Origin of the sequence: Vallitalea sp. (assembly GCF_025211055.1) — a bacterium.
Classification (GTDB): domain Bacteria; phylum Bacillota; class Clostridia; order Lachnospirales; family Vallitaleaceae; genus Vallitalea.
In genome coordinates this window covers 143078-156881 of sequence record NZ_JAOARO010000094.1, presented here as the reverse complement: position 1 = coordinate 156881, position 13804 = coordinate 143078, and the positions used below count along the sequence as shown (strand labels likewise).

The following is a 13804-nucleotide window of genomic DNA, read 5'->3' as shown; positions in this document are numbered from 1 at the left end:
TGCTCTGGCTTATATTTTATAGACTATCGTCTTTATCCATTAATTTACTAAGGAATTTTCTTGGGTAAAACTTATTACTAAGTTTTTGGTTGTTTCACTGTTCAGTTTTCAAGGTTCTTTTTATTATCTTTTAATGCGTTAGCGAAAAATATTTTATCATATTTTTTGATGTTTGTCAACAACTTTTTTAATTAATTATCAAACGGAGAAGGAGGGATTTGAACCCTCGCGCCGCGTTAACGACCTACTCCCTTTCCAGGGGAGCCCCTTCAGCCGCTTGGGTACTTCTCCAAGCTGTTTTTAAACACTTCGCGATTATTTGCATTTTAGCAATAATTAAAACCACCAGTATGTGGTTTATAATTATTGGAGCGGAGAAGGTGGGATTTGAACCCACGGCCCCTTTCGGAGTCACTGGTTTTCAAGACCAGCTCCTTAAGCCACTCGGACACCTCTCCGTATTTAGCAACTCATTATCGAGTGCTTTAATAATTTATCACATCTTAGCCAATGTGTCAAGCCTTTTTTACAACTTTTTTCGAGTTGTTTTTTTGCTTGTTTTTTTCGTCAGTATTTAACGACAAGCGGTATGATATCATATATTATTTTAAGTGTCAATAGATAAATTCATTATTTTTATATTCAGACAAATCCATATATTGTTAATCCATCTCTTAACACTGATATATAGGCATTTTCATCATTATCCTTAATTTATTTTCAAATTACGTGAGATGGATTATTATAATAAACAACTATCAATAATTACGTTATTAGCTTTTATTTTTCTATAAAATTACTTGTTGAAGTTTAAAAAATTTTGTCAGATAATAATTGTTAATTTATTTAAATCTATTATTTAAGTATAGTTTTGTATAATAATAAGCCACTATCATTGAGCAATAAAATTTTTAGCAATAGTTAAATCCTCAATAGTAGTTATTTTTATATTTGAATATATTCCTTCAACAATCTTTATTTTAATATCTAAATATTTTTCAACTAACATAGAATCATCTGTAGCACAATAATTATCATTTTGAGCTTTTTGATAAGCTAATGTAATTAAGTCTTTTTTAAATGTTTGAGGTGTTTGAATTGCCCAGAGATTATTTCGGTCAGGGGTATTTACAATGTTATTATCATCATCAACTACTTTAACTGTATCTTTAACCCTGACTCCTAAGACACAAGCACCATATCTGATCCCATTATCAATTGTTTCTTTTATTTGCTCTGCACCTACAAAAGGTCTGGCACCATCATGTATCAAAACTATATCACTATTCTCTGGCACTTTCTTTATACCTTCGTATACTGAATCCTGTCTTTCTTTTCCTCCCTCTAATATAGCTATGATCTTCTTAAAATTATATTTTTCTACAACTTCTTTTCTACAATAATCGACTTCTTCTTTTCCTACCACTAAAATGATATTTTGTATTTCATTACATTTTTCAAAAGCATCTAAAGTATATGCTAGTATAGGTTTACCATCTAATTCTATATATTGTTTTGATTTATCTTTTTTCATTCTTTTGCCTTTTCCAGCAGCAGGTATTATTACTGTACATTGCACATTATTCATTTAATTACTCCTCCATAAATAACTATTGACTTCATATATTTTTTTATTTATATTAATTAACAATTATTAAAGTAGAATCATTAGCTTAGCATCAATATAACTCAAGTATAATAAACTAACTAATTACATTGTCGTATATTTTATTTTAAACTATTGTATATTAAATTTAAAGAAATAATTTTTATAAAAAGTTTCTTCCAATACCATTATTTTCTTGGTATAATAATCATATGAATTTTTATAACATATTAGGAGGTAAGATTATGCTAAGTGAAAAATTATTAAAAGAAATAAATGAACAAATTACTTATGAGTTCTACTCTGCTCATCTTTATCTAGCTATGGCATCATATTGTTATTCAATAGATCTAGATGGATTCGCTAACTTTTTTATGGTACAAGCAGAAGAAGAAAGATTTCATGCAATGAAATTCTTCAATTTTGTAAATGAAATGGATGAAAAAGTTGAAATTAAAGGTCTTGAAACACCATCAAGTAATTATGATGATATAGAAGATGTTTATTCCAAGACTTTAGATCATGAAAAATTCGTGACAAGTCGTATCTATAAACTAATGGATATTGCCATGGAAGAAAGGGAACATGCTACTATAAGCTTTTTGAAATGGTTTATTGATGAGCAAGTAGAAGAAGAAGCTACTGTTAAGGGTATTTTACAAAAATTAAAGAGAGCTAATAAAGATGTCTCAATAATCTATTCTATTGACTCAGAAATGGCTCAGCGTGTTTTTACCCCACCAACTAAAGCATAGTATCCAAAAAGTATATTAATCAATTAGAATCTATCTAATAGTAATAGAGTAGAGAAATATACAGGTCTCGTATACGGCTCTACAATTTTTATTCCAACACTTCTTAGATAGTATTATAAAGGATTGAGTAAAACTACTCGGTCCTTTGTTTTCATTTGAAGTATTTCTGGTGGACTTGCACCAGCTAGATTAGTGCCATACTTGGCACACATAATAAAGAGGGCTGTCCATAAGATAACCCTCTTCTTGAATTAAAATCTATCGCTTAATTTTAAGTTTGGTATAGCATTCAAATCCATATTATGTCTTACACCATTTATATACTCATAATAAGCAGCTACACCTATCATAGCAGCATTATCCGTACAATATACAAGTGATGGATAGTGTAGTGTTATTCCTTCTTTTTCGCATGCTTTCTTCATTTCTTCTCTTAGTTTGCTATTAGCTGCTACACCACCAGCCAAAGCAATTTTATCTAGTTTCAATTCTTTTGCAGCTTTTATAGTTTTATTTACTATTACTTCTACAACAGATTTTTGAAAACTTGCTGCAATATCTGGAACATTGATTTCCTGCTCTTTCATCTTACATTGATTTATATAGTTAAGAACTGCTGATTTTACTCCACTGAAACTAAAATCGTAAGATCCATTTTCTAAGTATGATCTAGGAAATTCTATTGCGTTTTCATTACCTTCTTTTGAAATATTATCAATCTTTGGTCCACCTGGATATCCTAACCCTATTGATCTTGCAACTTTGTCAAATGCTTCGCCAGCAGCATCATCTCTCGTCTTCCCCATTATTTCATATTTACCATAGTCTCTAACATGAACCAAGTGGGTATGACCTCCTGATACTACCATACAAACAAAAGGTGGTTTAAATTCTCCTTCTATATAATTAGCACTAATATGTCCTTCTATGTGGTGAACACCTATTAAAGGTTTTTTAGCTGCAAATGCTATAGCCTTTGCTTCTGCTAACCCTACTAATAAAGCTCCAACCAATCCTGGTCCATATGTAACTGCTACGGCTGTTACATCTTTAATGGTCATATCAGTTTCTTCTAATGCTTCACTTATAACAGGATCAATATTCTCTATATGTTTTCTTGATGCTATCTCTGGAACAACTCCTCCAAATTTCTTATGTAAATCTATTTGAGAGGAAATAATATTAGATAAAACATGTTTTCCATTTTTCACAATAGATACTGAGGTTTCATCACATGAGGATTCTATAGCCATTATTATTACGTCTTTATTCATTTAATCACCTACTACAATAAATTCTTCTGTTTTTTGCCATCCTTTAATTTTCCATAGTTCATTTACTTTTACCAATACATATTCTTCAAATGTTTCCCCTTCTGGACCTACATTATTCAAATAATAAACCACTTTTATAAATGTAATATTGTTATTATTAACATCATTATTTTTCTGAATATCATAACCTATTATTTTAGTATTATTTTCTTTGAATTTATTTATTTCTTCTTTTGCTTTTTTTAAATGAACATCAATTGGGTTTTTCTCTAGTAATTCATCATCATATAGTTCTCTTTGTGCTTTTAAGAGAACTTTAATTTCTTCATCTGTTATTTCATGACTATATAATTTCTGCATAATGATATTATTTAATTCTAATACTTGTTCTGGAATCTTTTGTAGATCATGTATTTTGTTTATTGTGCCTTCATAGTCTTCTTTTAGATATTCTAAAATCCTATCTGAATTTGATAGTAAACTCTTATCAAACCTATCTTTACTTGTTTTATTTGAAAATATCACAAACAACATTATTCCTAAACTTACTAGAATTAGAATTGCTATAAATTTTCTCATATTCACCACTCCATTAATGTTCTTAGTTTATCCCATGGGATAATTCTTGAATATATTATATATTATATATCGAAATCTATTCACTATACTATTATACTATTCATCAAACTTTAATGTCTTAGTTAATCTGTCTTTCCCAACTTTGGAGTTCTCAAATATTTTTGTAGCCACATGTAATGAATCCTTTGGCCTAACTAATGATGGACTAAAATGTGTTAGCCATAGCTCATTAACCTGAGCTTTTGCAGCCAGAGTTGCTGCTTCTTCAAATGTCATATGTTTATATTCATTTGCCTTATTTTCTTTCTCTTCATCTCCATACATACCTTCACAAATAAAAAGATCTGCATCCTTTGCATATGTTTCAATGTTTTTTACAGGTCTAGTATCAGTGCAATAACTTAATTTTATACCCTTTCTAGGTGGTCCAAGAACTGATTGAGGGTCATAACTTCTGCCTTCATATATTACTGTTTCTCCTTTTTGAAGTAGGTTCCAATATTTTATGGGCAATTCTAGTTGTTTTGCTTTCTCTACTAAAAACTTACCTTGACGGTTAATGTTAACATTATATCCATAACAAATAACATTATGGTTAAGTTTATAAGCCTCTATTTCATATCCTTTTATATTGAAACAAGAATAATCTTCTTTTAACTCAATATAGTTCAATTCAAATGGTAATTCAGGAGCTATGACTCGTAACCCCTTAACAACTCTCTGTAGACCTTTAGGCCCAATTAACGTGATAGGTTCTCTTCTATCAGAATTACCTATGGTTAATAATAATCCTGGTAATCCTCCAATATGGTCACCATGATAATGTGTAAAACATATAATATCGATGGACTTGAAACTCCATCCTTGTTGTCGTATAGTTATTTGAGTTCCTTCTCCACAATCTATAAGCAAGTTACTACCATTGTACCTTGTCATTAGAGAAGTTAGCCATCTATTTGGTAAAGGCATCATTCCGCCTGTACCTAACAAACATACATCTAACATATTTCATCCTCTTCCTTATTTTTTCTTATTGTATCATAAAACGCAAGTTATCACCATATTAAAATATTTAACTCCCCATTTTTATGAATAAAATCTGTTATACTCAATTAATATCTCATCACTTTTAATATTATTGCCAAGAAAAACTTCTATATAGCTTAAATGTATAAGAGAATATTTCTTCCAGATTAACTTCTACCACGAAAAAAGAATGCATTGACTGCATTCTTTTTATAATAATTAAGTTAACTTGTACATTATCTTTTTGTTCTAGTTGGCTGGAATTTAAAAGTTTTGATTAATTCATCATAGCATTCTTCACATATATCAAAGCTATGAGTTTCCATATCTTTATTAGAAAAATATCCCCATTCTTTAGTAATATTAATATAGTCAGATTTTTCTTTTGAGTCTTCACTATAAATTAATTTACCACATTTATTACAGTAAACTTCTGATAGGACATTGTTTTTAATTATTTTCTTCTCAAATTTTTCCATTTTTATCCCCTCACTAGGTGTCTTTAATGATAAGCAGAAGAGAAATCCATAATTATGACTAGGACAAAAAAAGCAAATTTGCCGATAGGATAAAAAATTGATTATGAAATTCTCTATAAAAACGAACTATACTTATCATTATTATAACGTCCTAATTTTAATCTGTATATAGGTAATTTCTTCAATGTATAAGAATCTAGATTAGGGTATGAACAAAAAATAATTATTTTGTGTACACTTTTTTTGCAACTTCATAAACATTTTTAGTTGTAATACCGAATTCCTCAAACACTTTTGCTGCTGGTGCTGAAGCTCCAAAATGGTCAAGACCAATAACTTCACCATCAAATCCTACATATTTGTACCATCCAAATGTTGTCGCAGCTTCTATAGCAACTCTCTTTCTTACGTTATTAGGTAATACACTTTCTTTGTACTCTTTTGATTGTGCATCAAAAACATCCATAGATGGCATACTAACTACTCTTACATCAATTCCATCTTGTTTAAGCTTCTTAGCAGCTTCATATATACATTCTACTTCTGAACCACTAGCCATTAATATCATATCTGGTGTTTCTTTATCAGAATCTACTAAAATGTATCCACCTCTCAAAGCTTTTTTCTCCGATTCTTCATAGTATGAAACATTTTGTCTTGTCAGTACAATAGCTGTAGGAGTTTCCTTAGATGTAATAGCATAATACCAAGCAGCTGCTGTTTCTCTTGGATCAGCAGGTCTGAATGTAACTACATTAGGCATACTTCTAAGAGCAGCTAATTGTTCTATAGGTTGGTGAGTTGGTCCATCTTCTCCAACTCCGATACTATCATGAGTTAAGACAAATGTTACAGGAAGCTTCATTAGAGCCGATAATCTTACACTAGGTTTGATATAGTCGCTGAATACGAAGAATGTAGCTATAAATGGTTTATGTGCTCCATGTAGTGCTATACCATTAGCCATTGCTGACATAGCTAATTCACGTACACCAAAGTGTAAATTCATTCCTGAATAATCTTCAGCTGAAAAATCACCTTTATCATTCATATATGTTTTAGTAGAAGGTGCAAGGTCTGCAGCTCCACCAAATAAATTAGGAATATATTTTGTTAGTTTATTTATTATTTGTCCTGAAATAGCTCTTGTAGCAGATGGTTTATTATCAAATGTCCAGAATTCTTCATTATTTAATAAATCAACTGGAAGGTCTTCACTTGTCCATACTTCCCATTCTTTTGCTAAATCAGCATACTTAGTTGCATATTCTTCAAATAGTTCATTCCATTTTGCTTGCTCTTTAGTACCTTTTTCCTGTAAATCTTTCATATGGTCGTATACTTCTTCTGGTACATGGAATTCCTTATCTAATGTAAGTTCTAAGTTTTTCTTAGTTTCAATAATGTTATCGTCACCTAATGGTTCTCCATGTGCAGATGATTTACCTTGTTTTGCAGGACATCCATATCCAATTTGTGTTTTTACTATAATAAGAGATGGATGCTCCAAATCAGCTTTTGCTTCCCCGATAGCTTTTCCTATAGCCTCTAAGTCGTTTCCATCTTCAACTTGTAGCACTTGCCATCCATATGCTTCGTATCTTTTTCCAACATCTTCGGTAAAGGCAATATCTGTACTACCTTCAATAGTTATTTTGTTAGAATCATAAAATGCAATGAATTTCCCAAGCTTTAAAGTTCCAGCAAGAGATGCTGCTTCTGATGTAATTCCTTCCATCATACAACCGTCACCTGCTATAGCATATGTGTAATGGTCTACTATTTTATATTCATCTTTATTGAATTTTGCTGCTAAGTTAGCTTCAGCCATAGCCATACCTATACCAGTTGCAAATCCTGCTCCTAATGGTCCAGTAGTTGTATCTACTCCTACAGTATGTCCAAATTCAGGGTGTCCAGGTGTTTTACTACCCCATTGTCTAAATTGTTGTAAATCTTCAATTGTAAGACCGTATCCGAATAAATGTAATAATGAGTATAATAACATGGAACCATGTCCAGCTGATAAAATAAATCTATCTCTATTTATCCAATTTGGATCACTTGGGTTATGTTTCATATGATTAGCCCATAACTCATAAGCCATAGGGGCTGCTCCCATAGGCAATCCAGGGTGTCCTGATTTTGCCTTTTGAATACCCTCAGCAGATAAAATTCTAATAGTGTTGATCGTTGTTGTCTCAATATTTCTCATCTCGTATTCTTCCTCCTTATAATAGTAACACTTAGATTCCTTATTAAATATAAGTATCTAGCATTAATAGTTACCTTTAATTATTAAATTACATAAATTAATTATTTATGATGTTACCTTTCAAAAGTTTTTAGTAATATATTTAAATTTGTTCATAGAACTAATAATTATACGTTGTTGGAAGACTTTACTCTTTACATATGCATTTTATCATATTTTGGAATAATAGCAAGCCCAAATGTCCAAAAAAATAAGTGTATTATAAAAGGATAGTCTTATCTATCCTTTTTAATACTATAATGGTTTCTTCTTTTATTATTACAATAACCTTTTAATTTATAACTCAACTTATTCAAAATTTTTCAAATCTAGTTTTTTATAATAAGACTTCAACTTATTTTCTATAGCTTTATCTATCTCATTCATACTTACATCCGTAAATATTTCTATACCTTGTTCTATATTATCTATGGCATATATATGGAATTTCCCCTCTTTAATGTCATCTAATATATCATCATCCATTATTATTTCATCAACATTTTGTTTTGGTACGATAATACCTTGATTACCAGTCAGACCCTTTGTTTTATATAACTCGTAGCAACCTCTAATTTTATGAGTAACGCCTCCTACAGGCTGAACATTACCAAATTGGTCTACAGAACCTGTTACAACTATACTTTGGTCAAAAGGGATTTCTGACAAACTAGATAAAATAGCATATAATTCTGCACATGAAGCACTATCACCATCAATGATATTATATACCTGCTCAAAACATAGCTGACAGTTTAACATTAGGGGAAAATCTTGTGAATACTTGTTTCCAATATAACCTGATAAAATACCAATACTTTTGTCAAAAACATTTCCACTAAGTTTATTTTCTTTTTCAATATTAATTACTCCTAATTTACCCATATATGTTACAGCAGTAATCCTTATTATCCTTGCTATTGTATTTTCACTATAATCGCTTAATGCAACTCCATTTATCTGTCCTACTTTCTTTTCACTATAGTCAATTATTATTTTATCCTTGTCATACAAGTCTTGAATATTTTTTTTTAATAATGTAGACCTATTATTTTTGTTATTTACAGCTTTTTTTATTGTGTTAGAATTAATTACATTCATCTGTGAATGAGCAGCGTATAAATCAGCTTCTTCTATTAAATCCATTAAAACAGAGAATTTTGTAGTAAGCTTATTTCTATCTTCTGCTATATATGATGCATATTTCAAAAGTTCATTCTTTCCGTCTTTTGTTAGCATCCTTAATTTCTTTTTATCACAAACATCATCGAAATAATGATAGTATTTTCTTATTATCTTTTTATTTTTTTCCACTTCAGTATTAAGCTGAACATGTAACTTAAATAATTCTTTGAATTCACTATCATATGCATACAGTAATCTATATATACGTTCATTTCCAATTAATATAACCTTTAAATCCATAGGGATTGGTTCTGGTTTAATGGTTTTTATTGGAAGTGTACCTAATTGTTCTCTAATGTTCTCAAATATTAATTTTTTATTTATCAAAACTTTTTTAAGTGTTCCCCATGTCAATGCCGTATTAAGTATATTTTCTGCATTAATGATCAAGTATCCACTATTAGCATTATGAAGTATACCTTTTTTAATCATAGTATAATTAGTTGTATAAACTCCCAATTCATTTTCATATTCTATTTTACCAAACATTTCGTAATAAGATGGATTATCACAATATATAATAGGTGATGTCTTTACATTGGAATTATCAATAAATAGATTAACTCTATATTTTTCTAGATTATCGTCTTCATCATCATTCAGTAAAGAGTTGAGAATCTCATGACCATCTGTCTCGGATAGTATATTCCTAATATTTTTGAATAAATGTTCTTTTAACTCCTTTATATAGCCCATAACCTTTTTATTACATTCAAAGTCAGTCTCTATTTTCTCGAATATATCATCAATTATAATTTTTAAGATTTTATTATGGAGTTTAGTAACTTTAGCTTCTGATATTTTTTTTAATCTTTTTACTTGCTTCATTATATCTTCTGATTTATTTTCCATTATGTTGAGATTCTCTAATATTATTTCTTGTTCTTCCACTGTAAGGTCATCGTATTTCTCTTCACTTATTTTTTTTCCATCTACAATAGGAATAAAAAAGATGCCTTTATCTGTTATATTAGTTGAAAAACCAAATTTCTTGGCATCGTCTTTTAATTCTTCTAATTTTGTTTCACCTTTGGATAAAAATTCATCCTTTAAACAAGTCTCAACTTTTTTAAATTCGGAACTATTTAGTTTTATATTTGATTGTAATATTACATCTTTTACACAGTTTTCAATAGTTTTTTTGAATTTCTTACCTTTTCCACATTTGAGTCGTAACACTCTTGGTTTATCCTCATTTTTAAAATTATAAACATAACACCAATCATCAGGAGGATTGTTCTTCTTACTTTTTTCTTTTAGAAATTTTTTTAAGAATTCTACAGTGTTTAATCCTTCTTCAGCTGATAAGTATATATTATATCCAGATCCATTTAGGTTAAGACCAAAATCTAGTATCTCTCTTACTCTGCCATTCCCAACAAATATATCTTCTTCATCTTCGACATTATCAGATTGCTCTAGAACAACTGACTTCAAATCTAAATCTTCATGGGAAAGTTCATAACATTCTTTCATTAAGCAGCTCCTCCCTATACCCTTTGCCCTTTAAAGTTTCATATACTTTATCTTATACATTTATAAGGTGTGTTGTTAATAATTAATAAAAAAAAATAGCCCTGCTAAGGCTATAAGTCTTGTTTCCACATTATATATGCATCTTCATTAGGTTTATCATAAAAATTCTTTCTTAATCCAGCTATTTCAAATCCTAACTTTTCGTATAATTTAATTGCATTTTCGTTACTTACTCTAACTTCTAAAGTAAAAGATGTAATGCCTTGTTTTTTCCCTTCATATATAAGAGCCTCTGTTATTTTTCTACCAAACCCAACTCCTCTTCTTTCTTTTTTAACTGCTATATTGGTAATATGACCTTCTCCCACAATATTCCATAATCCTGCATATGCTATTATAGTATCGTCTTCTTGTATTACCATATATATTGAATGTGTATTACTCATTAACTCGTTGGTAAATGCATCTTTTGACCAAGGACTAGGAAAAGTATTTTTTTCTATAGAATGTACTTCCTCTATATCCTTAAGCTTCATTCTACGTGCTAGATACATGTATTATGTTTCCTTTCAAATTCCCTTTCTGCCTGGGACTTTCTTAGATAGATAGGTTTGAAGTTCATATAACTTTCCGTCTCTCCCTTTAATGCATTTAATATGCCCAAAGCAGCAACTGAGGATGCTCTTTGTATATTATTATTTAAAGGGGCTAATACATATTCGTTATTAGAAAAATTATTTTTTATTCTATCAATATTAGGAGCTACACCATCTCCCAAGAAAATAACTCCTCTACCTATTTTTTTAATCTCTTCAAATATATCTTCTACTGGAACAACTGTACTAGGTAAGATAGTATTAAATATATTATTATTATATGAATATAATCCAGTATATACTTGACTTCTTCTAGCATCCATTAATGGACATATTATTTTGTCTGTATATCCAATATTATAAGCTAAAGCGTCCAGTGTTGGTACTCCAACTATAGGAATTTCCAAAGTATGAGCCAACCCCTTTGCCGTTGCAACACCAATTCTTAATCCTGTAAAGGAACCTGGTCCTTTAGAAACTGCTATTATGTCTAATTCACTAAGTTCAAGATTAATCATATTGGTAACTTCTTCTATCATTGGCATTAAAGTCTGTGAATGTGTTTTCTTATAATTCGTTGTATATTCGCATAGTAACTTATTATCTTCTGCAACAGCAATAGATGCAGCTACAGCAGAACTTTCAATAGCTAAAACTTTCATCTGTTTATTCCTCCAGCAATGGTTATTTGTCTGTAATCCAAACCTTTGTCTAGGTCTTTCTCTATATTAATCCATATTGCTTCTTCTGGTATTATTTCTTTTATTAAATTTGCCCATTCTATTAAGCATACTCCATCATTATAAAAGTATTCTTCATAACCTATTTCATACATTTCATCAGGATCATCTATTCTATAGACATCAAAATGATTGAAATTAAATTTGTCAGTATGATATTCGTTCACTATAGTAAATGTTGGGCTAGTAATATGTTCGTCAATTCCAAGTCCTTCGGCAAAACCTTTAGTAAACACTGTTTTTCCTACTCCTAAATCACCTATAAGACAATATATCTGACCTTTTTTTGCATCTTGTCCAAGTTCCTTACCGATTTTTTTAGTTTCATCTGCTGAAAATGATTTATATATCAATCAAATCTTCCCTTCATTCTTTTCTTTCGTAAATTTATATCTGGATGTATCCATTTTATTAGATACAATTTGTTTTATTTTAACTATGTTTTTTCCATCTTCTATTAGTCTGACTGGAATAATAAACGCTTGATCCTTACTTATGTAAAATAGTATATTATACTTTCTTTGAACCACTTTGTATAAATTTTCCCAAAGAAATTCTATCCACTCACCAGCTTGTGATACATAAAATCCTTCATTATTGATTTTGTACAAAATAGGTTCTTTGAATACTGGGTTAGTTGCAACTTGTTTTTTTGATTGTAGATATAGCATTAATGGAGAAATAACAAGATAAGTCAATGCTCCAAACAATAACACAAGCGTCATAAAAGTATCTTTCCATAAAAAGGATATAGGAAATAATATAAGACATACTATACTAAATAATAGAGTTATTTTACTACTTAGCTTTGAATAAACATGTCCCAGCATGAAATAGAACATATCTTTGTCAACTATTTTTATACTTAATTCTATCTCAGTATTCTTTTTGAAGTTTTTTTTATTTTTTATATTAGTTTTGTCATTATTATTTTTCTTGATGTTGTTATTTATATTTTTGCCATTTTTAGTATTATTGTTATTATTATTCCTATTTTTATTCTTTTTTTTCGTTGCCATATTAACCTCCAATTATTTAACAATATCTTTTGATAGGTATTATAGCACTTTTAAGAGAATTTAGCTAGTACAAAACTAGTCTCACTGTTTTATTTTATTCTTTAAAAAAATTATCCTTTATTAATATTTATTAACAAAAAAACCTAGATATAATCTAGGTCTTTAAAGATTCTTATTCTATTATTGCAGTTTATTAATTACTTGTTTAAATGCTTTAACTGCCACATAACTAGCTATTGTAACTATAACCCCTTTTATTAGATTAAAAGGAATATAGAAAGAATATATCATATTCATTTTCTCTGCATGTGGTGTACTACCTAGATACACTGGAATATTGATAAAATAATTAACAAGTCCTGCTGTAACTGTCATAATTATAATTGCAGCTACACTACCAGTAATAAATCTTTTTAAATTATTTCGTCTGAATATAAGACAGAATGGTAATACATAAGCTATTCCAACTAATAAATTAGCCAATTCGCCTATTCCACCAGTACCTGAATTCATAAGTAATAATCTAAGTAGATTCTTAATGAATTGAATTATAACAGCTGCCATAGGACCTAGTATTATTCCACCCAAGATTGCTACTGTGTCACTGAAATCAATTTCTAAGAAAGGTGGAAAATAAGGTAGCGGGAATTCAAATAAAAATATGATATATGCTATTGCAGATAATAAAGCTATTTTTACTAGATACATGGTATTAAATCTTATTGACTTACCACTATTTGTTCCATTGATATTACACTTACTAATTTTTTCCATTTAATTCTCTCCTTCCATAAAAATCTTCTGGACCGATTAAA

At 29.5% G+C, this 13804-nt stretch carries 13 protein-coding genes and 2 tRNA genes; 1 reads left to right on the top strand and 14 read right to left on the bottom strand.

Translation table 11 applies throughout. The annotated features are described in order from the left end of the window. Window positions 1-203 precede the first annotated feature (203 nt). The 3 genes from N4A55_RS15200 to ispD all read right to left on the bottom strand — a co-directional run bounded on the left by N4A55_RS15200 (window position 204) and on the right by ispD (window position 1588). Window positions 204-291, bottom strand: a tRNA-Ser gene (locus tag N4A55_RS15200). An 81-nt stretch (window positions 292-372) separates the two neighbouring features. After that, window positions 373-458, bottom strand: a tRNA-Ser gene (locus N4A55_RS15195). Between the two features lie 434 nt (window positions 459-892). Continuing rightward, entirely contained in the window at window positions 893-1588 is a 696-nt protein-coding gene (ispD, locus tag N4A55_RS15190) for a 2-C-methyl-D-erythritol 4-phosphate cytidylyltransferase (protein WP_293757940.1), read from the bottom strand. A gap of 263 nt (window positions 1589-1851) precedes the next feature. Between ispD and N4A55_RS15185 the strand changes: the two genes are divergently transcribed. Next, window positions 1852-2361 (top strand): ferritin, encoded by a 510-nt coding sequence (locus N4A55_RS15185; RefSeq protein ID WP_293757937.1) that lies wholly within the window; start codon window positions 1852-1854, stop codon window positions 2359-2361. A gap of 251 nt (window positions 2362-2612) precedes the next feature. On the opposite strand, the gene tsaD is transcribed toward N4A55_RS15185, so the two are convergent. The 11 genes from tsaD to N4A55_RS15130 all read right to left on the bottom strand — a co-directional run bounded on the left by tsaD (window position 2613) and on the right by N4A55_RS15130 (window position 13763). Continuing rightward, entirely contained in the window at window positions 2613-3635 is a 1023-nt protein-coding gene (gene tsaD, locus N4A55_RS15180) for a tRNA (adenosine(37)-N6)-threonylcarbamoyltransferase complex transferase subunit TsaD (RefSeq protein WP_293757934.1), read from the bottom strand. Beyond that, entirely contained in the window at window positions 3636-4214 is a 579-nt protein-coding gene (locus N4A55_RS15175) for a DUF6715 family protein (protein ID WP_293757931.1), read from the bottom strand. Window positions 4215-4310: 96 nt separating this feature from the next. Beyond that, window positions 4311-5219: a ribonuclease Z gene (locus tag N4A55_RS15170; protein ID WP_293757929.1), complete on the bottom strand. Its 909-nt coding sequence runs from the start codon at window positions 5217-5219 to the stop codon at window positions 4311-4313. 257 nt (window positions 5220-5476) lie between these two features. Beyond that, window positions 5477-5719 (bottom strand): hypothetical protein, encoded by a 243-nt coding sequence (locus N4A55_RS15165; protein WP_293757926.1) that lies wholly within the window; start codon window positions 5717-5719, stop codon window positions 5477-5479. 223 nt (window positions 5720-5942) lie between these two features. Then, window positions 5943-7934: a transketolase gene (gene tkt, locus N4A55_RS15160; protein WP_293757923.1), complete on the bottom strand. Its 1992-nt coding sequence runs from the start codon at window positions 7932-7934 to the stop codon at window positions 5943-5945. 348 nt (window positions 7935-8282) lie between these two features. Beyond that, window positions 8283-10634: an ATP-binding protein gene (locus N4A55_RS15155; RefSeq protein WP_293757920.1), complete on the bottom strand. Its 2352-nt coding sequence runs from the start codon at window positions 10632-10634 to the stop codon at window positions 8283-8285. Window positions 10635-10744: 110 nt separating this feature from the next. Continuing rightward, window positions 10745-11188 (bottom strand): ribosomal protein S18-alanine N-acetyltransferase, encoded by a 444-nt coding sequence (gene rimI, locus N4A55_RS15150; protein WP_293757917.1) that lies wholly within the window; start codon window positions 11186-11188, stop codon window positions 10745-10747. Continuing rightward, entirely contained in the window at window positions 11179-11892 is a 714-nt protein-coding gene (tsaB, locus tag N4A55_RS15145; protein ID WP_293757914.1) for a tRNA (adenosine(37)-N6)-threonylcarbamoyltransferase complex dimerization subunit type 1 TsaB, read from the bottom strand. The genes rimI and tsaB overlap by 10 nt, the downstream gene beginning before the upstream one ends. Continuing rightward, entirely contained in the window at window positions 11889-12323 is a 435-nt protein-coding gene (gene tsaE / locus N4A55_RS15140) for a tRNA (adenosine(37)-N6)-threonylcarbamoyltransferase complex ATPase subunit type 1 TsaE (protein WP_293757911.1), read from the bottom strand. Before tsaE ends, tsaB begins: the two co-directional genes overlap by 4 nt. After that, a complete protein-coding gene (locus N4A55_RS15135) occupies window positions 12324-12989 on the bottom strand; it encodes a YcxB family protein (protein ID WP_293757908.1) in 666 nt (221 codons plus the stop codon). Window positions 12990-13169: 180 nt separating this feature from the next. After that, entirely contained in the window at window positions 13170-13763 is a 594-nt protein-coding gene (locus N4A55_RS15130; RefSeq protein ID WP_293757905.1) for an ECF transporter S component, read from the bottom strand. Window positions 13764-13804: the final 41 nt, after the last annotated feature.